Annotated in this window: 14 protein-coding genes and 1 pseudogene; 4 read left to right on the top strand and 11 right to left on the bottom strand. The window is 45.7% G+C overall.

The window, feature by feature from the left end; genetic code table 11:
- Nucleotides 1–496 precede the first annotated feature (496 nt).
- The 7 genes from QUA88_RS00355 to QUA88_RS00325 all read right to left on the bottom strand — a co-directional run bounded on the left by QUA88_RS00355 (nucleotide 497) and on the right by QUA88_RS00325 (nucleotide 14574).
- Nucleotides 497–1189, bottom strand: coding sequence for a response regulator transcription factor (locus tag QUA88_RS00355; RefSeq protein ID WP_333052586.1), 693 nt, complete (start codon nucleotides 1187–1189; stop codon nucleotides 497–499).
- A 205-nt stretch (nucleotides 1190–1394) separates the two neighbouring features.
- A complete protein-coding gene (map, locus tag QUA88_RS00350; RefSeq protein WP_333052584.1) occupies nucleotides 1395–2222 on the bottom strand; it encodes a type I methionyl aminopeptidase in 828 nt (275 codons plus the stop codon).
- A 444-nt stretch (nucleotides 2223–2666) separates the two neighbouring features.
- Nucleotides 2667–4706: a response regulator gene (locus QUA88_RS00345; RefSeq protein ID WP_333269668.1), complete on the bottom strand. Its 2040-nt coding sequence runs from the start codon at nucleotides 4704–4706 to the stop codon at nucleotides 2667–2669.
- Nucleotides 4707–4713: 7 nt separating this feature from the next.
- On the bottom strand, nucleotides 4714–5421 hold the full coding sequence (locus QUA88_RS00340) for a chemotaxis protein CheB (RefSeq protein ID WP_333269666.1): 708 nt from the start codon (nucleotides 5419–5421) through the stop codon (nucleotides 4714–4716).
- Entirely contained in the window at nucleotides 5393–6220 is an 828-nt protein-coding gene (locus tag QUA88_RS00335) for a protein-glutamate O-methyltransferase CheR (protein WP_333269665.1), read from the bottom strand. Before QUA88_RS00335 ends, QUA88_RS00340 begins: the two co-directional genes overlap by 29 nt.
- A 172-nt stretch (nucleotides 6221–6392) precedes the next feature.
- A complete protein-coding gene (locus QUA88_RS00330) occupies nucleotides 6393–12209 on the bottom strand; it encodes a HAMP domain-containing protein (protein ID WP_333269663.1) in 5817 nt (1938 codons plus the stop codon).
- Nucleotides 12210–12501: 292 nt separating this feature from the next.
- On the bottom strand, nucleotides 12502–14574 hold the full coding sequence (locus tag QUA88_RS00325; protein WP_333269661.1) for an FAD-dependent oxidoreductase: 2073 nt from the start codon (nucleotides 14572–14574) through the stop codon (nucleotides 12502–12504).
- 245 nt (nucleotides 14575–14819) lie between these two features.
- On the opposite strand from QUA88_RS00325, the gene QUA88_RS00320 reads away from it, so the two are divergent.
- From QUA88_RS00320 to QUA88_RS00310, 3 genes are all read left to right on the top strand, one after another.
- Nucleotides 14820–15248, top strand: a complete 429-nt coding sequence (locus QUA88_RS00320; protein WP_333052693.1) for a hypothetical protein — start codon at nucleotides 14820–14822, stop codon at nucleotides 15246–15248.
- 91 nt (nucleotides 15249–15339) lie between these two features.
- On the top strand, nucleotides 15340–16104 hold the full coding sequence (locus QUA88_RS00315) for an aldolase/citrate lyase family protein (RefSeq protein ID WP_333052567.1): 765 nt from the start codon (nucleotides 15340–15342) through the stop codon (nucleotides 16102–16104).
- Between the two features lie 202 nt (nucleotides 16105–16306).
- Nucleotides 16307–16975: a 2OG-Fe dioxygenase family protein gene (locus QUA88_RS00310; RefSeq protein WP_333052564.1), complete on the top strand. Its 669-nt coding sequence runs from the start codon at nucleotides 16307–16309 to the stop codon at nucleotides 16973–16975.
- A gap of 449 nt (nucleotides 16976–17424) precedes the next feature.
- On the opposite strand, the gene QUA88_RS00305 is transcribed toward QUA88_RS00310, so the two are convergent.
- From QUA88_RS00305 to QUA88_RS00295, 3 genes and pseudogenes are all read right to left on the bottom strand, one after another.
- Nucleotides 17425–17838, bottom strand: coding sequence for a nuclear transport factor 2 family protein (locus tag QUA88_RS00305; protein WP_190657739.1), 414 nt, complete (start codon nucleotides 17836–17838; stop codon nucleotides 17425–17427).
- Nucleotides 17839–18026: 188 nt separating this feature from the next.
- Nucleotides 18027–18152 (bottom strand): annotated as a pseudogene (locus tag QUA88_RS00300) (Uma2 family endonuclease); the annotation flags it as partial.
- A 74-nt stretch (nucleotides 18153–18226) separates the two neighbouring features.
- Nucleotides 18227–19222 carry an AEC family transporter gene (locus QUA88_RS00295; RefSeq protein ID WP_333052562.1) on the bottom strand — a complete coding sequence of 332 codons (996 nt, stop codon included), beginning with the start codon at nucleotides 19220–19222 and terminating at the stop codon, nucleotides 18227–18229.
- Between the two features lie 213 nt (nucleotides 19223–19435).
- Between QUA88_RS00295 and QUA88_RS00290 the strand changes: the two genes are divergently transcribed.
- Complete coding sequence (locus QUA88_RS00290) at nucleotides 19436–19600, top strand: hypothetical protein (RefSeq protein WP_333233364.1); 165 nt, start codon at nucleotides 19436–19438, stop codon at nucleotides 19598–19600.
- On the opposite strand, the gene QUA88_RS00285 is transcribed toward QUA88_RS00290, so the two are convergent.
- The gene (locus QUA88_RS00285; protein WP_333038077.1) at nucleotides 19597–19803 is read right to left on the bottom strand and encodes a glycogen debranching protein; all 207 of its coding nucleotides are present in this window, start codon (nucleotides 19801–19803) and stop codon (nucleotides 19597–19599) included. The two genes, QUA88_RS00290 and QUA88_RS00285, sit on opposite strands and share 4 nt — an antisense overlap.
- Nucleotides 19804–19977 lie beyond the last annotated feature (174 nt).

The raw sequence follows: 19977 nt of genomic DNA, 5'->3' as shown, positions 1-19977 counted from the left end.
TTCCTAAAAATCAGGAATTGCTGGTATTTGTAGTATACTAAAATAGTCAAGGTTAAACTCCTTTACCATCGTGAAACAGTTAAGACACACTTTTAGGTATAAACCGGGGGACGCAGAGCGGCGAAAACTCTTAAAACAGCTAAAGGATCAACGCATCCTTAAACCAGTAACAACAAACAATTTCTTGATTTGTTAAGTAGGGTAGGGCATACCCAAACTCGCTTGCTTGTATCCTAGTACGCTTTTGGAGATAGACCCTCTGGGGTAACAGTGAATTAGACTCGTCAATTTGTACTATTGTACGGTTGAAAGGTTTAAGGACTGCCGCAAGGACATGGTGCTTAAAGGTCAGTCGATGAATTAAGAATCCCCACGCCTTTAGGCTGGGGAGTGTCAAATCTTAACATTTCTAATTTTTTGCATAATTCTCGTTACCAGGAAGAGCCTGGTAACGCAGCTCGGCAAGCCACAGCCTCCAGCCAAGTCGAGAGGACTCCTATTTCGTCAAGCCGTGTTCGAGGGCGAAGCGAACCAACTCAGTACGGCTGTTAGTACCCGTCTTGCTAAACAAACGGCTGACGTACTTTTCCACATTACGCACGCTAGTTTCCAAGCGGCGGGCAATTTCCTTATTCATCAAACCTTGAGCAACCAAATCCAAAACACTTTGTTCTCGCGGAGTCAAATCAATTTTAATCGGCGAAGGACTTTGGGCGATCGAACTCCGCCCACTCAGCAAAGACTCAATTCTCGCCATTTGGCTTGTCAAAGCAGCAATATCTGGACTTTCAGGATTTTCGCTTGTCTCCTTAGCAGCCGCGCGGCGGGCTAGCAAATTGGTTACTATTGCTACTAATTCGTCGGGATCGAAGGGCTTAGAAAGATAAGCATCGCAGCCTGCTTGATAGCCTTGAATACGATCGCTCGTCATCCCCTTAGCCGTCAAAAACACCACCGGCAAAGCCTTATAGCGAGGATCTTCCCGCACTTGCTTGAGAAATTGATAACCGTCCACCTGGGGCATCATAATGTCTGAAATCACCAAATCTGGATTAGTCTGCTGCAAGAGTTCCCACCCATCGCGAGCATTACTGGCAACCTCAACCGCAAAATCGCTATCTTCCAAATAAGCTTGTACTGCTTCCCGCAAGCCCGGTTCATCATCTACCAATAATAATCGTGCTGACATAGTTGTTACCCTTACGCTTTACCACTATTTTTTAATTTAGCCGCATTTAACTCTTATTGTCACTCCATCCCTCGAAGGAAGTTAAAAACTTGTTGTCCAACTCAAGAGTTTTGAGTTAGGTTTTGATCTAACGATTAAAAAGTTCTTAAATCTTTAATTCAAAACTCGAAACTCAAAACTCAAAATTATTGTTGAACCCTTCCACTTAAACTTTGGAACGATCGGTCAAAATTTCATAGCCAGTTTCCGTTACCAACACAGTATGCTCAAACTGAGCCGACATAGCATTGTCAACGGTTACAGCAGTCCACTTGTCAGAAAGCGTCCGAGTGTACTTAGAACCGGCATTCAGAATTGGTTCGATCGCCAATGTCATGCCCGCTCGCAATTTCACATTCGGCATTTCCCGCGTGCGGAAATTGAAAACCGACGGTTCCTCGTGCAAATTTCGCCCGACACCGTGGCCCGTAAACTCCTCAACGATGTTAAAACCGTTGCTTTTGACATGATCTTCGATCGCACCAGCCAGATCGAGCAAATAGGCTCCCGCCTTCACTTGTTCGATGCCTTTGTAGAGAGCTTCTTCTGCGACTCGGATTAATTTTGCCGATTCGGGAGTCACTTCCACAACTGCGATCGTAATGCAAGAATCGCCGTGAAAACCTTGATAATATGCCCCCGTATCTACCTTAAGAACATCTCCGGCCCGAATTACCTTTTTGGGACTGGGGATGCCGTGAACAACTTCGTTATTAATGCTAGAGCAAATCGATCCGGGAAAACCGTGATAGCCTTTAAAACTCGGAGTTGCCCCCATAGCACGGATGCGTTTTTCGGCATAAGCATCCAAATCAGCAGTAGTCATTCCCGGTTTCACCATTTGGGAAATTTCTTTGAGTACCGTTGCAACGATTTTCGCGGCCTGCCGCATAATTTCGATTTCGCGTTCCGACTTAATTTCAATGCCTCGACGCTGTTTTTTGACTTGGGGTGCTTGAGTTGGGCTAGAAAGCAGACTGCTAAAAATATTCATGAATTGATTGGCGAGTAATTTTGTACTTTGACGGCAGGTTGAAGCAAAAAAACGGCAAATATCCAGTTTTTTGTGGAAAAACGGGTGTCTTGTTCCGAACTGTCGATCGCGTGTCCTTTAAGCTAGCTTAATATTTTTCTCACTAATCGGCACGGGATTGGGGGTCAATCGATTTTAGATTTTAGATTTTAGATTGAAGCATAGAGCCCACGAATAAATACGTTCGGCAAGTTTCATCGGATACAGGTTTTTTATTTCTGGACGGATGAATCACGTGGCGGGTATCCTAGATGCTTTGGGTCAACAAAGCGGTTTTAACCGCCGAGTCCGTTGGAAATCACCGAAGAACACTATTGTCAATCAGCCTTCAGGGACGGGCTCTCCTGCCCAACCCCTACTCCCCACAAGAAAATTTACTCTTTGTGGAACAGGCCGAAAAGCCTGTTATTGAGCATGGTGCAAGATGTGAGTTGGATCGGGATTTCCGAGCATCCCTGTGAGGTTAGCAATTGCGGCAATTAACTTATTTATGTCAACTGGTTTAGATAAGTGCATCTGGAAACCCGCTTCCAGCGCTTGCTGGCGCTCTTCCTCTCTCGCGTAGGCCGTCAGGGCGATCGCAGGCATCTTTCCACCCCTGATCACTTCCATTTCTCTCACGCGCGCGATCAACTCATAGCCGTCTGCTTCCGGCATTCCAATGTCGCTCAGCAGTAGATCCGGCCAATAACTCTCCAGTGCAGCTAGAGCCCCTGCCACCGATGCCGCCGATCGCACCATAGCTCCTTCGTCCTCGAGTAAAGCAATCAAAAACTCCCGCGTATCATCGTCATCATCCACCACCAGCAATTGCAAATTAGTTAGAGTAGGAAGGGTCTCTGTCCTGTCATTGAGCTCCGACCAATCATCGTCAGCAGCGACGGCGTTCCTCTGTACCACAGGTAAAGCCACCGTAAATTTCGCACCCTCGCCCGGATTATTCTCTGCATACACCTTACCGCCGTGCTGTTCCACCAAGTGACGGACGATCGCCAATCCCAGTCCCAAACCCCCGTAAGACCTAGTTGTGCTGCTATCAGCTTGGCGGAAGCGATCGAAAACATAAGGCAAAAAATCAGGAGCGATACCAATGCCGCTATCAATTATCTGAATTTGAGCCTCATCTCCAACCGACTCTAAGCGCACCTGTACTTTACCCTCTTGCGGACTAAACTTAATCGCATTTGACAGCAAATTCCACACAATTTGCTGCAAGCGATCGAAATCGCCGATAACTTCACCTACATTGGGACTGCACGTTAATTCTATGACTATTGATTTTTCCTCAGTCAGCGGCTGCAAAGAATCTATTGCCAGCTTGATCGCAGATTCCAACCGAATCGGATGCTTATTTAAATTTAGTTTCCCCCGCAGAATCCGCGAAACATCTAAAATATCTTCGATGAGTTGAGATTGAGATTTAGCATTGCGCTCTATTGTTTCTAGGGCTTTCTCTATAGTGTCTTGGTCAAATGTTTTGGTACGAAGCAGCCTAGACCAGCCGAGAATTGCATTTAAAGGAGTACGGAGTTCGTGAGAGAGAATAGCTAAAAATTCATCCTTCATCTGGTTAGCTCTCTCCGCTTCTTGCCGCGCCACTTGTTCGCGGATTAGTCGGCCGCGTTCTTCCTCTGCTTGCTTGCGGTCTGTGACATCTCTAACCGTACCCACATGACCGATCAGTTTTCCCAAATCCGAAAACATTGGCGACGACTGCACATTAATCCAACGCACAGTTTCGCTACCAGCTAATCGAAACTCGTTAGAATATTCCTTGCCTTCTTTAATCCAAGCTAACCAATGTGCTACTACGCGATCGCGATCTTCTTCATGAACTTCCCGCTGCCAAATATCTGCTAAACTTTCCTCCAGTGTTAACCCGCAAATTGCTTGACAACGGGGATTAATGTATGTACAGCGCCCTTCAACGTCAGCTAAGTAAATTCCCAGCGGCGAACAAGCACACAAAGTGCGAAACCGCTCTTCACTTTTACTTAGTTCACTATTAACAGCAGCTAACTGTGTTGCTTGCTGTTTCACCTCCACTGTTTTCTGGAACAATTCCACAAATACCCCCACCTTCGAGGTCAATATTTCCGGTTCCAAGGGTTTGAACAGGTAATCCACCGCACCCAGAGAATAACCTTTAAACACGTGGGTGTCATTACTGCTGAATGCTGTGATAAAAATAATCGGAGTCGATCGCGATCGATCTCTAGAGCGAATCAATGTTGCTGTCTCAAATCCATCCATTCCCGGCATCTGCACATCAAGCAAAATTACCGCAAAATCTTCATTAAGCAGACATCTCAGAGCCTCCGCGCCCGAATTAGCTTGTACTAGATGATAAGAGGGGCTGTTGAGGATAGCTTCTAGAGCTATCAAATTTTCTGGGCGATCGTCAACTAAAAGGACATTTACTCGATGGGGCGACTGCTGATTCATAATTTTTTTAATCTTTAATTCTTAGCAAATTGACTAAACAGGGAGCAATTTTAGAGAGGGGTAAAATCCAGTCTACTTCAACATTTGCGATCGCCGATGCTGGCATGGTTGGGCATAGAGCTGAAGCCGGTTCCTCCACGAATGTCAATCCTCCCTCAGCTTTAATTTTTGCCAGCCCTTTACTACCATCCGAATTAGCTCCCGTTAAAATTATGCCGATAACTTTCTCCCCAAAGGCATCCGCAGCAGACTCAAACAGCACATCGATTGAGGGCCGCGCATAGCAGACAGGAGCCTCAGTTGATAGTGCAAATGTAGGAGAAACGCGATTGGGAATTGGGGATTTTGAATTATGGATTGACTCCACTGCCACGCTCCCCCATTCTGTCAAGTTGTTTTCATACAGGCTAAACTCCTCCTCACAGGGCGATTCTATTAGCAAGTGATAGTCAGCAGGAGCCAAGTAAACTCGTCCAGGTGCGATCGGCTCTTTGTCTTGGGCCTCTGTGATTGGGAGAGAGCTGTGCTGTTGTAAAAAATCTGTCAGCCTATTCTGAGAACTCTTATGGCGGTGTTGGACAATAACTACAGGCAAAGGAAAGCTTTTTGGCAAATCTGCCAGCAGCACAGTCAGAGCCTCTAGCCCTCCCAAAGACGTGCCCACAACCACTATTTCAAAATTTTTTTTATTTAACTCTTCGGTAGAGTTTATCACTACTTTCAAGTGCTTCATAATATTTTTCATAAGGTGTAAAAATCAGAGACTCCTGATGACCCAGGCCTAAAACCCCAAACATTACCAGGCTCTCATAAAAAAGCTTGTGTACCCGCTCTTGGAGGTGTGAATTGAAATAAATCAGCACATTACGGCATAAAATAACATTAAACTCATTAAAAGAATTATCCGTTGCTAGGTTGTGGTGAGCAAAGACAATATTATCTTTAAGTGAAGAGCGAAAAATTGCATTTTCATAGGCCGCAGTGTAATACTCAGAAAACGCTCTCTTGCCCCCCGCTTGGTGGTATAGTTGCGTATATTCTTGCATTTGTTTCAGCGGGAATATCCCTGTTTTGGCTTTTTTCAAAACTAATTCATTCATGTCCGTAGCGTAAATCCGACAACGGTCATAAAGTCCTTCTTCTTGCAGCAATATTGCCATAGAATAGACTTCTTCGCCCGTTGAACATCCAGCGTGCCAAATGCGAATAAAAGGATAAGTACGCAGCAGCGGCACCACTTTATTTCTGAAACTAATGTAAAAGCTGGGATCGCGAAACATCGCCGTTACATTGACAGAAATATCCAGCAGTAAACGATCTAGGTAAGCAGGATTGTGAAGTACCTTTTCCTGAAGTGCAGAGACAGTGGTGAGCCGTTCCGAGCGAATAGTGTTCCTAATACGGCGCTTGAGAGAGGCAAGAGCATAATTGCGAAAATCAAATCCGTAATAGCGAAACATTCCCTCTAGTAGGAGTTGAATTTCGATTGTTTCAAGTTCATGGCTTTCGGGCATTTTTAATTAGTTATTGGGAATTGGGCATTGGGACTTGGGAATTGGTTAATGTCACAGGTCAACTGTAAGGTGCGTCGCTCATCGATGGTCGATTTTTGTTTGGGATGGTTGGTAGCGACGCACCCTACAACTGTTCACTGCTTACTAATGACTAATGACTAATGACTAATGACTATCGATAAAGCCAGACACGCAGCAGCGAGAGCAACTGTTCCGTATCCACAGGTTTGGTAATGTAGTCAGACGCACCAGCTTCGATACATTTTTCCCGATCGCCCTTCATAGCTTTCGCAGTCAGAGCAATCATTGGCAAGGACGCAAATTGAGGCATATTACGAATTGCTTGCATGGTTTCGTAACCGTCCATCTCTGGCATCATCACGTCCATCAACACAATATTTATCTCAGGCGTACTTTGCAATTTAGCAATGCCCTCTCTGCCATTCTCAGCATACACAACTTCCATTTTATGGCGCTCCAGCATACTTGTGAGGGCGAAAATATTCCGCATATCATCGTCAACAATCAAGACTGTTTTGCCCGCCAGCGTCGAATCTGTTTGATACAATTGCTCTAGCATTTGGCGCTTTGGTTCCGGCAAATTTGCTTGAACTCGGTGCAAAAACAAAGCTGTTTCATCTAACAAACGTTCTGGCGATCGCACATCTTTAACAATGATTGTTTCCGCCATCCGCTTCAGTTGAGTTTCTTCGGTTCTCGTCAACTCTTTGCCGGTATAAATAATAATCGGCAGACTTTTCAAAGTAGCCTCTTGCTTGATCTGCTCAATCAGTTCAAAACCAGTCATATCTGGCAGTCCCAAATCGAGTACGATGCAGTCAAAATGCCCTAATTTCAAAGTTGCTAGCGCCTCTGCACCGCTCCCCACAGCCGTTGTAGAAACATCGTGATTGCCGATTAAATCCACAATACTGAGACGCTGTGTTTCGTCGTCTTCCACGACTAGCAAATTCTTCACGGGCCGCTCCACAAACCCCTTAATATCAGTCAAAGCTTTGCTCAAAGCTTCGCGACTGACAGGCTTTTGTAGATACGCGATCGCCCCTAACTGCAAACTGCGCTGCCGCCCTTCTTCAACTGATACAATGTGAACCGGAATGTGGCGCGTACTTGGATCGTGCTTCAAGCGATCGAGCACTGTCCAGCCATCCATCACAGGCAAATTTAGATCCAGCATAATCGCCGTTGGCTTGAACTCTCGCGCCATCGCCAAACCGATATCGCTCCGCAAAGCCACCAAACCTTTAAAACCCTGTTCCTGCGCCATATCCAACAGAATCCGAGCGAAGTTTACATCATCCTCGACAATCAACAGCACGCGATCGTCGAGTTCGACATTTTCCCGATCGTCAGCGATAACCGGTGATGGATAAGGAGCGATCGGCAAGTTGAAATTCGGCGAAGGAACAGCAGAAGAAATAGCAGCAGGCAATTGAGCCACTTGCTTGCCCGTTCCCGATTCCCGATCGTTCATTATTCGCGATTCTTGGTAAGTTTGCGGCAGATAAAGCGTGAACCTACTACCCTCACCAGGGCGACTTGTCAATTTAATTTCTCCGCCTAACAGATTAGCGATTTCTCTACTAATTGACAAACCCAAACCCGTGCCCCCGTATTTGCGGCTAGTGCTACCATCAGCTTGTTGGAAAGCCTCAAAAATAACCCTGTGTTTTTCAGCAGAAATCCCAATCCCCGTATCGCTAACTGAGAAAGCCAAAACAGTAGGGGAACTCCTTAAACTTTCTATCTCTAGACTCCACCCTTCCCGCGCTACTTCGACACGCAATTTCACCTCACCCCGTTCTGTAAACTTAAACGCATTAGAGAGAAGATTCTTCAAAACTTGTTGCAGGCGTTTAGCATCTGTATAAAGACCTTTTGGCAACCCACCCTCAAGCTCTATTTGAAAATTCAACTTCTTATCCTGGGCGATTTGGCGGAAAGTCCGATCCAAATGATCTCGCAAATCCGCAAACAACACTTGCTCAATTTCCACCGACATCGTGCCTGATTCAATCTTAGCGAGATCCAAGATGTCATTAATCAGCCCCAGCAAATCATTTCCCGCCGAGTAAATTGTGCGCGTGTATTCAACTTGCTTCTGAGTCAAATTACCCTCAGTATTGTCAGAAAGCAATCGAGCCAGAATCAACAGCGAATTCAGCGGAGTTCGCAACTCGTGAGACATATTTGCCAGAAACTCCGACTTATACTTAGAAGTTAGAGCCAACTGTTCGGCTCTTTCTTCCAACAACCCCCTCGCCTGTTCGATATCTCGGTTTTTCCGCTCAACTTCCTTATTTTGCAGCGCTAGCAATTCAGCTTGTTCTTCTAGTTCTTCATTCGTTTGTTGCAACTCTTCCTGCTGACTCTTCAACAGTTCCTCAGATGCGCGGAGTGACTGCGCTTGCTGTTCGAGACGCTTGTTAGTTTCCGTTAGTTCCTTTTGCTGAGTTTGTAACTCTTCTGCCAAAGACTGTGACTGTTTCAGCAACTCTTCCGTCCGCATACTTGCCGCAATTGTATTTAAAACAATGGCGATACTTTCTGTAAGTTGGTCGAGAAATGTCAAGTGTATTTCGCTGAAGCGGCGGAACGAAGCTAACTCAATTACTGCCGTCACTTGTCCCTCAAATAGTACGGGTAAAACCACCACATTCAACGGCGTCGCTTCTCCCAGTCCCGATCCAATCTTAACGTAGTTTTCCGGCACTTCAGTCAACAGTATCCGTTCTTTTTCCAGGGCGCACTGTCCTACCAAACCTTCTCCTAAATGGAATCTATTTCCTAACTGTTTGCGTTCCCGGTAGGCGTAGGTACTTAACAGTTTGAGAAACGGATCGTGTTCGACAGATTCCATCATAAAGAATACGCCATGCTGAGCAGAAACCAGCGGCGTCAATTCGGAGAGAATTAGTTTAGAAACAGTTTCTAAATCCCGCTGACCTTGTAGCATTCGAGTGAACTTAGCAAGGTTTGTTTTCAGCCAATCTTGCTCAGTATTCTTCTGCGTCGTCTCCCGGAGATTGGCGATCATCTGGTTAATGTTGTCCTTAACAATGGCAACTTCTCCTTCAGTGGCGACGGAAATTGACCTCGTTAAATCGCCTCTGGTAACAGCAATTGCTACTTCGGCGATCGCCCGCAGTTGAGTAGTCAAATTCGCCGCCAACTCATTCACATTATCCGTCAAATCTCGCCACGTCCCCGCCGCGCCCGGAACCTTCGCTTGGCCACCCAATTTTCCTTCAATTCCCACCTCCCGCGCCACCGTAGTAACTTGATCTGCAAACGTCGCCAGCGTATCAATCATCTCGTTAATCGTATCTGCCAGAGTCGCAATTTCTCCCTTAGCTTCCAGCATTAATTTGCGCTTCAAATCGCCATTCGCCACCGCCGTCACAACCTTAGCAATACCCCGCACTTGCGCTGTCAAATTCCCCGCCATCGAGTTTACATTGTCGGTTAAATCTTTCCAAGTGCCCGCAACTCCTTTCACCTCAGCTTGGCCGCCCAATTTACCCTCAGTTCCCACCTCCCGCGCCACCCGCGTCACCTCAGAAGCGAAGGAATTAAGCTGATCCACCATCACGTTAATAGTGTCTTTCAGTTCAAGAATTTCGCCTTTGACATCCACGGTAATTTTCTTAGACAAATCGCCATTTGCCACCGCTTTCGTCACTTCCGCAATATTCCGCACCTGCGCCGTCAAATTCCCCGCCATCAAGTTAACATTATCAGTTAAATCTTTCCAAGTTCCCCCTACACCCCGCACGTAAGCTTGCACACCTAATTTGCCTTCGGTTCCTACTTCCCTAGCAACTCTGGTTACTTCAGATGCGAAGGAACTCAACTGATCCACCATGATGTTAATCGTGTTTTTCAGTTCGAGAATTTCACCTTTAACATCTACTGTAATTTTCTTCGACAAATCGCCATTTGCTACAGCCGTTGTCACTTCCGCAATGTTCCGCACTTGGGCGGTAAGATTTCCCGCCATCGAGTTAACTGAATCCGTTAAATCTTTCCAGGTTCCGGCAACTCCTTTAACTTCTGCTTGCACGCCTAATTTCCCTTCGGTTCCCACTTCCCTAGCCACCCTGGTTACTTCCGAAGCAAAGGAATTCAATTGATCCACCATCGTGTTGACGGTGTTTTTTAACTCCAGAATTTCACCTTTCACATCGACAGTAATTTTCTTAGATAAATCGCCATTTGCCACAGCAGTAGTAACAGCCGCAATATTCCGTACTTGCTCTGTCAAACTACCCGCCATAAAATTAACTGAATCCGTTAAATCCTTCCAAGTTCCTGCTACGCCTCGGACATCGGCTTGACCGCCCAATTTACCTTCGGAACCCACTTCCCTAGCAACTCTGGTTACTTCTGATGCAAAGGAATTAAGCTGATCCACCATCACGTTAATGGTGTTTTTCAGTTCTAAAATTTCGCCTTTAACCTGTACCGTAATTTTTTTAGATAAGTCACCGTTAGCAACCGCCGTCGTCACCTCAGCAATGTTGCGAACTTGGGCTGTTAAATTCCCGGCCATTGAGTTAACAGAATCCGTTAAATCTTTCCAAGTTCCTGCTACTTCTTGCACTTCAGCTTGGACGCCTAATTTCCCTTCGGTTCCCACTTCCCTAGCCACCCTAGTTACTTCAGATGCAAAGGAATTCAACTGGTCAACCATCGTGTTGACGGTGTTTTTGAGTTCAAGAATTTCCCCTTTCACATCGACGGTAATTTTCTTGGATAAATCGCCCTTTGCCACAGCGGTTGTCACTTCAGCGATGTTGCGGACTTGTGATGTCAAACTGCCTGCCATGAAGTTAACACTATCAGTTAAATCCTTCCAAGTTCCCGCAACTCCTTTAACTTCTGCTTGACCGCCGAGTTTGCCTTCGGAACCCACTTCTCTCGCCACCCGCGTTACTTCAGATGCGAAGGAATTTAACTGATCCACCATGATGTTAATCGTGTTTTTTAACTCCAGAATTTCACCTTTAACATCTACTGTAATTTTCTTGGATAAGTCGCCATTTGCCACAGCAGTCGTCACGTCGGCAATGTTCCGCACCTGTGCGGTAAGATTACCAGCCATCGAGTTAACTGAATCCGTTAAATCTTTCCAGGTTCCGGCAACTCCCCGCACTTCAGCTTGCACGCCTAATTTGCCTTCGGTTCCTACTTCCCTAGCAACTCTGGTTACTTCAGATGCGAAGGAACTCAACTGATCCACCATGATGTTAATCGTGTTTTTCAGTTCGAGAATTTCCCCTTTTACATCTACTGTAATTTTCTTCGACAAATCGCCATTTGCCACAGCGGTTGTCACTTCCGCAATGTTACGTACTTGGGCGGTAAGATTTCCTGCCATTGAGTTAACTGAATCCGTTAAATCTTTCCAGGTTCCGGCAACTCCTTTAACTTCTGCTTGTACGCCTAATTTCCCTTCGGTTCCTACTTCCCTAGCCACCCGCGTTACTTCCGACGCAAAGGAGCTCAACTGGTCTACCATTGTGTTAACAATTTGCGCTGTTTGGAGGAATTCTCCTTTGAGGGGTCTGTCTTCTATTTCTAGGGCGATGGTTTGCGATAAATCTCCTTTTGCTACGGCCCGAATTACTCTGGCGGTTTCAGAGGTTGGTTGCACTAAATCTGTAATTAGGGTATTGACAGAATTTACGCTAGCTGCCCATGACCCCTCGGCGTTGCCGATGGTGGCCCGCTGGGCGATTTTGCCTTCTTTACCGACAACTGTGCCGATGCGATCGAGTTCGGCCGCCATTCTCTCATTGAGATCGATAATGTCGTTAAGTTCGTCAGCAATTTTTCCCGCTAGACCAGTCTGATCTATGGGCATCCGAACTGAAAAGTCCCCTTTTTTGACAGCTACTAAGGTTCTGAGTAACTGTTTGGCATAAGCATTATTGGAATTAGGGCTTGTTATCTGTGCAGTTGACATGACCGTTACCTTTGGGGAGTTTGAAGGGGAAGGGGGGACAATTTTTGAGATTATTGATATTATCGGACTAAAGCAGTGTCTGACTGCTTATATCGAAAGATAGATGACAAATTGCTGTTGATCGGATATTGAGTTATTGGTTATTTTATACTGGTTAGCAGGCTCTTCTTGGTAACGAGTTAATTGTGGGGTGTCAGGAACAGGCTCGAAAGCCTGTTCCACCCTGTTCCACAAAGAGTGAATTTTCTTGTGGGGCGGGCCGGATGCCCTCCCTACAGATTACCAACTGCGATTATTTCCAATTTTGCCACGAACTATTGAAAATAGAAGTACCCGGAAAGGCGATGGGATTAGCATTTTGTTGCAACCGCAACTGCAAAACTTCCAAGTTCGGTTCGCGGGATGGCAATTCGTCCACTAATTCATAAGGGAGAATCCCCTTTTCTAGGGAAAAAGCAGCCGTAACTCCCGCCGCCACACCGGCAGACCATTCAAAAGAATGCACTCGATAAGCAGCGGCCGCTGTGTGGCTAACAGCAATACTTTTACCTGCCACTAACATATTGTCAATTTTCTGAGGAATCATTGCCCGCAGCGGAATTTGGAAGGGATAAGCTTGCCCTTGACCTTTGCGAGTGCCTTCGCGTTCGGTATTTCCCGGTGCTTCCGGCGGACTGTTGGTCATGCAGGGGTGAAAGTCGATCGCATAATGACCAATACCCACAGAATCAGGATAAATCGTAGCGCGCGATCGCGATTTTGTATCCTCAACAGATTGACTTCCCACAGCCAAAGCCGGCGCATTCAAACCACCCACAGCTAACCACAAATTCCGATACTCTTCCTCCGACAAATTCTGGCGATAAAAATCAGCCGTAAAGTCAGTGCGAGACATATCAACTTCCCACACCGTAAAACCTTGAGGCTGATTGAAACTCGGCCGCCCAATAATACGTCGGCCCTCCCGCATATAAGGATATTTAGAAAGTCCGTGCACCGTCCCCATCGGCGAATCCAACCCGCTCAAAAAACGATTGTTTGGATAAGGCTTTTTCACTCCATCTCCTAGCTGCGAGTCAGTAGTTCCTGTTACCAACCAGTAGAAAAATCCTTTGGCATTTTCCTCTCCTTTTCGCAAAGTTTCCGTTCGCAAACCGCCCATCCATCCCCCCGGTTGCAGTTGACCTGATGCTGACAACTGCTCGCGAGTGTAAATTAAATTATCTTGAGAATTGCCGGGACGATAGTCATTGCCCCAAGTCCAGTTTTGCATCGATATATCCCCAGGATAAATTGGGAATTGCTTCGGGTCTGAAGGTCGCTTTTCATCTGGTCTCATACTCCTGATTTGGCGGTAGGTGAAAACTAAGGGAAAGCTAGCCAATCTCTGCAATTCGTAGCTGTAGTAAGGAGCGTATTGTTGATAAAAAGACGGCACCTGATGCTGCTGCGGTTCCTTCGTTGCCTCCATCGCAAAGGTGTAGGTAAAACCTTGAGTGCAGTAAGCGTCGCCGGTGGGGCTGGCAGAAGAAGGTTCAAGAGGGGAACGCGGGTCAATTCCGAGGCGGTAGGGAACATCGGCAAGTCCGATCAATTCTCCTGTTTCAGTGGCATCTACAACATACCAATCAGCAGGTCTAGGTTTTGAATTTGACTGGTTAGGTGGTTTAGGAATAAACCGAATAATAGTTTTGTTAAAGCGCGGAGAATTTTCGTAGCGATAGGCATCTTCGATAGTCTGAGAAAGAGTTTCGGTGTTGATTGGCCCGGTGTTGGGGGCTGGTTTGTGTTGAATGGCGATCGCACTTTTAATTTGTTGACCCCCAACCGTATTCCCCGCCACAGCCGGAGTAATTGCTAGTTCTTTAATAACTGTATTGGGAAACCATTTCAGCGTGCCTTTGCCTTTTCTAGCGGCATCCTGCAAGATGTTAAAGAGAATTTTGTGACCGTCGTAGGGCATGAAACACGAATAGCTAACCCAACAGCCTCCGGGATTTAGCCGGCCGTAATGTTGCTCGATCCGCCGCCGCAATTCTAGGTAGCCACGGGGGTAAAATAAGAGCGATCGCTGAGTATCTCTTTCATCGAGTGCGGAAGTTCCCTGGGAGGAAATTTGACCGCCTACCCAGTCAGTAATTTCAGTGAGGCAAACTGTGCGCCCCGCCAGCAAACCTTCGTAAGCGGTAGCAGCGCCTGCGAGCCCGCCGCCTGCTACTAGAATGTCGCAAGTTTCTGCATTGTCTGGATTACGCCCAGGTTCGGCAAATACTGGCGAAATGCTCCCTATCGCGGAAATTATGCCGAGGGTGAGGCTAAGGATCGATCGACCTTTGAGCACAAATAGATACTGTCGAAGTTTCATCGGAGATTGTGGAATTAATTTTGACATAGCGCGAAAAACACTCATCCCATCTAAATGTTTATTTTGCAGTATACTGGTATTTCGCGCTGTTGTCAGGGAAAACTTTTTTAGATAAGAGGCATTAATACCAGCAACAACTATTGAACAGCCGGATGAACATTATGCTCAAAATAGTCAAATTTTTTAGGTTATTTATTCCGTTTGAGAGTTTAACAATTACTACCAGTTTAACTTTTTCGGAAGTTGTGTCCCGGTTGGAGGAAGTTGTCACTCCTCCCAAACTTTTTAGAGTAACACTACCCTTTGGCCCGCCACCTGCAAAACCCTATGAAGGAACAATCTCTGGCAAAAAATTCAAAATCAATCGCATCATCATCGGTCGCAAGTCATTGATCCCAATTATAGAAGGAGATATACATACTCAAAAGTTTGGTTGTTATATAAAAATTAGGATGACTTTACATAAAATAGTTCTAGGATTTCTGATTCTTTGGCTGTGGACAACGGGCAGTATTGGAATGTTTTCTTTATTTGCTTGGTTAGTCGAACCATCCGTGGGAGCCATATTTTTACCAATTTTAGGAATGTTTCTTTTTGGCTGGCTTTTGTGCTTGATTCCCTTTAAGATAGAAGCAAAAGCAGCTATAAAATTTTTGTCTATTTTGTTAACATAAAGTAATCGACCGCGACAATATTTTAGCTGTATTGTTAAAAACAATCTGGCTTCATCTGCGGCTAAAAAAAATTAACTTTCCGGGATTACCCATGCGTCAAAACCAACTGAAACAAAAAATTAAACAAGGCGAAACAGTCCTCGGTTTATTTATGAACTGCCCTTATCCCGCATTCATAGAAATCTGCGGTCACGCTGGATTCGACTTTGCCGTTATCGACATGGAACACGGCCCCCTGCACCCGCTTGCTGCTGAAGATTTGTGTCGCGCCGCCGACTGTAGTGGAATTGCACCGATCGTTCGCGTCAGCAAAAACGACGGGCCGCAAATTCAACGAGCTCTCGACATCGGCAGTGCAGGGGTTCAAGTACCTCAAATTGAAGGCAAAATCGATGCCGAAACCGCTGTCAAAAGTGCTAAATACAGTCCTCTGGGCACGCGAGGCCTTTCCTTCGCTACGCGGGCCGGACTGTACACCGCCGCAGGTACAAATATCACCGACAAACTCAACGAAGAATCCTTAGTTGTGATTCATGTCGAAGGCAAAGGTGGCATCGACAACCTGGCAGAAATTGTTACTGTGCCAGAGGTTGACGTGATTTTTCTAGGGCCTTACGATTTGTCACAGTCGATCGGCATTCCCGGCCAAGTCCGCGATCCCCGAGTCATCGACATGATGCAGGAGGCAGTGCAAACCATCCGCAAAGCAGGCAAAGCCGCCGGTACTTTTGCCGAAAACCCCGAAATCGCCCAGCAGTGGATTGATGCTGGCGTTCAGTACGTTGCACTTGGGGTCGATGTTGCCGTTTTCCTGCGCGCCTGTCAGTCGCTGGTGAAAGCAGTCAATCGATTTTAGATTTTGGATTTTGGATTTTAGATTGGGGATTTTGGATTAAAAGAAGAACCAGCCCCCGGATTCATCTTGCAAGCTTTACGATATCTTTGCAATTTTTGTAGTGCCTTTTACGACACATACAAAAAACCTGCGCTAGAGTAGAAGCATACACCTCCTACAGGCAAAATTAGGGAGGGGAGCAAGGCTTCAGGGAGTAAAATCTATGAAAACCGTATTAGAATCCATTCATTTGGATTATGCCTTCATGTTTACTTTCAAAAAAGTAAACTCGATTAAGCTAGAAGGTTTCAAGGATTTTTTTGACGATATGCCTGTCGATCCGTATGTGAAAGGTAAGTATCGTTCGAGAAGATTATCGCGGTTTGCGGTCAACGGAAATGAGTTAGTTAAGTTACCTCACGGCTATTTGTATCAAAGCAAAACATACAATCCGCTAGTGGGTGATATCAGGCGGGAATTTGCCGAATTGGACGATCGACTAATCGCCCTCGATAATTTCAAACAGATGATTTTTGCTTTTTTCGATTCCTGCAAAATTCACCCCGAAGCTGAAATCGGCATCCATCAAATCAGGACAACTTGTTCGCCAAACAATTTCGGCAACCCCGCACCGGAAGGCATTCACCAAGACGGTACTGACTTTATCGGGATTTTCTCGGTTGACAGAACTAATATTGTAGGCGGGGAAACGCATTTGTACTTGGCTAAAAAAGAGAAGCCTGTTTTTAATAAAATTCTGCAGCCAGGGGAATTGCTGTTAGTTAACGACCACGAGTTTTTCCACTTTACTACACCGATTAAACCGGAATCTGAAGGAGTGGGAACCAGGGATGTCTTTGTGCTGACTTCTCCGAGTTTGCTTACCGATTGAGGAGAGTTGAGCAATTGCGCGTCTTTCGTTCGTAGTGAGGGCTTTACTCCTCTCTCTGGCGTTTATTCAATCATGACTAAAGTCCTTACTGCAAACCTTTCGTTCGTAGTGAGGACTTTATTTGTCTTTCTGGCGTTTAGTCAATCATGACTAAAGTCCTTACTAAGCTGTTGCGACATTTAATATCATGTCCGGTCAATTAACCATGATTCCTGTAGGGGCGGGTTCGCCAATATATTAAATAGAAACGGGAAAATCTGTAAACCCGCCCCGGCTTTTAATCGCGGTCAATCGATTGGACATGATATAAATTGTCTGTCAAAAAAAATTACAGTCTTGTGGGGTGTCCCGCCCGCCCTGAATATATAATTTAAATGCGCGACAGCTTACCAACCTGCATATTTTCCTAAAAAACCAGGTTTATGCGTCTAACAACTCACAGATAACTCCTATCGAAACTTCCGTTCAGATTCTTGAATCGGAACATCATTAATGCTAGCTTCACGTCTTCGCATTAACCCATTTTCGGCAAATTCCCACTGTTCATTACCATAGGCCCGATACCAGTACCCAGAATCATCGTGCCACTCATACTCAAAGCGAACAGAAATCCGATTGTCTGTAAAACTCCACAGTTCTTTCTTTAAACGGTAATCTAATTCCTTTGCCCATTTTCGTCTTAAAAAAGCCTTGATTTCTTCCCGTCCGCTGAAGAATTCGGCACGGTTTCGCCACTGAGAATCTTCCGTATAAGCTAAGGCTACTCGTTCGGGATCGCGGGTATTCCAGGCATCTTCAGCAGCTTGAACTTTGGCTTTAGCCGTTTCCAACGTAAAGGGCGGTAGAGGTGGTTTAGTTTCCATCAGCTTTGTTTTTTGTGATTGTAAAATATCTGGTGCGGGATGCTCGCGCTACAGAGAGAGTTTGGGGAATTTGATATCAATCCTCAGCATGGGGATCTATTTCCATTGCTCACAGTCGCTAACTACAGCCAACGGAGTACAATCGCGCTCTTGCTTTCCATTACGGCTAGCAAATCCCAAAACATCCAATCTGCCAGAATGATGCTCTGGGGATGCTCGTGAAAATTTTTCACAAATGTACCGTCTTCGTCTGGCAATTGCGTGTGGTCGGGGAATGCAGGAGGCAGACCTGTAGCAGTTATTGTCTCATTCATAGCCTTTTCCGTGCAGTTATGTTTGATTGTACTGCGAAATTTTAGCTCCAGCCGATTGTAGACTCCAGCTAATATTAACTAAACCCAGCTAACCACAGCGGAAGCATCAACAGCAACCCGACAGAAGTGATGGCGATGCTGCTAGCTAACAAATCGCGATCGAGCTCGTAGACTTCTGCTAAAATCAACACGGAAAGAGCTGTGGGCGTTCCCGACATCAACACCAACACGAACCTCGGATCGCCGCTCAATCCGAAATAACTAGCACCCAATCCGATTAGCACCGGCACAATTACCACTTTTAACAGCGACGGGATTAAGGCCAGTTCAAAACTTTCCCATTTCTTAATAGACCTCAGCCGGATGCCAACCAGCAGCAAAGCACTGGCAATTACCACCCAAACAGCCGTCTGCAATCCCGATTCCACTATTTCGGGCAGGGGGATGTTTCTAGTATAAAAACCAATTAAAAATGCCCACAGGGCGGGAACTGTCAGCACGTCCCGGATCTGAGTCCACCAGTGATTTTTTTGCTCGGAGTTCCCAAAATAGCTAGCAATAAATACACCGAAACAATAAGTGCCAATAACGTTGTTAGTGACGCTGTACAAGACAGCCCAGTTGTTGTTATCGGTGCTGATGATAGACGGGGTGATTGCTAATCCAACAAAGCCCGTATTCCCTAACATCGCAGCTAGGATAAAACTTCCTTCGCTCGATCGCTTCAGGGAATTAAAATTTACTAAAAATAAATTTACTAGAGAATTTTTGCCCTGAAAATAGGGCTTTTGGATGTGGGCCGCACTCAGCCTACGCAATAATACCCAAGTCAGCCAAGCAAAACTCGTACTCAGAAATAACACGAATATGGCGATCGCCGGCGTGAATCCCACAGCACCCGAAAATTCGCTGTGACGGGCTAAAACTAGAATTTGCAGCGGTATCCCAATCCAGAAAAGAAAGTAGCTCAGCAGCTTGGGAAAATTAACTGGGATGTACCGAAACAGCAGCAGTCCCAAGCCCGTCCAGATAACTAGAGGCGTATAAGCGTGAAATAAGGTTTCAATCATAAAAATTTAACTAGACAATTGGAAATGCCTCTATCTATTAATAGTAATGCTAAAATCAGTTTAAAAAATGCAAATTGTCGTTAGCGGAGCCCTCGAAAAGGATCGCACTGGCACGCTTTTTCGTCCTAGCGTGTTCGCAGCAGTGCCAGCCCGAAAATTTCCGCCCAAATTCCCGCAGCTTCCAGGGCACAATCCTCAGATTCTCCGCGCCAAATGATGGCAGGTTTTTGCCTTCAGATTCACAAAACTTCTGTTATTTTGACCAATGTGCGATCGAGCTATCTTGCCTTGGACGAACAGATTGCCCACGTTTTCCTGCCGTTTCAAGCGAACGGAAACAGGGCGAGACTAAAGCTGCTGATGACTTGCACTCATTAATTCAATTTCAAAGCATTAACAGGCACCTCATCCCAAGAACTAACAGTCCGCAAGGTAGCAACCCAGCCCTGCTGTTTTTGCTCGGCCGTCAAATTCTTCTCAAAAGATTCGTGGCAATCCTTCGCTTGAGTCTCATCGCAACAAGCAATACAAGAATAAAGAATGCCCGACGGATCGATTTGCTCGTTTACCCAAATAATCACGATTTACTCTCCCAATTAACTTAACTCTTATCTAAATTTTCCTATATTTTTGTCAATTAATTAGGTCGGTATTAATTAACCCCAGTGCGGCATTTTAGGTTAACAGGCAAGATGCCTGTTCCACATACAGGCAAGATGCCTGTTCCACATACTGTGCCACACACAGGCAAGATG

Origin of the sequence: Microcoleus sp. D3_18_C2 (assembly GCF_036702395.1) — a bacterium.
Classification (GTDB): domain Bacteria; phylum Cyanobacteriota; class Cyanobacteriia; order Cyanobacteriales; family Microcoleaceae; genus Microcoleus.
The sequence above is the reverse complement of the archived record's forward strand: the minus strand, read 5'-3'. Positions and strand labels throughout refer to the sequence as shown.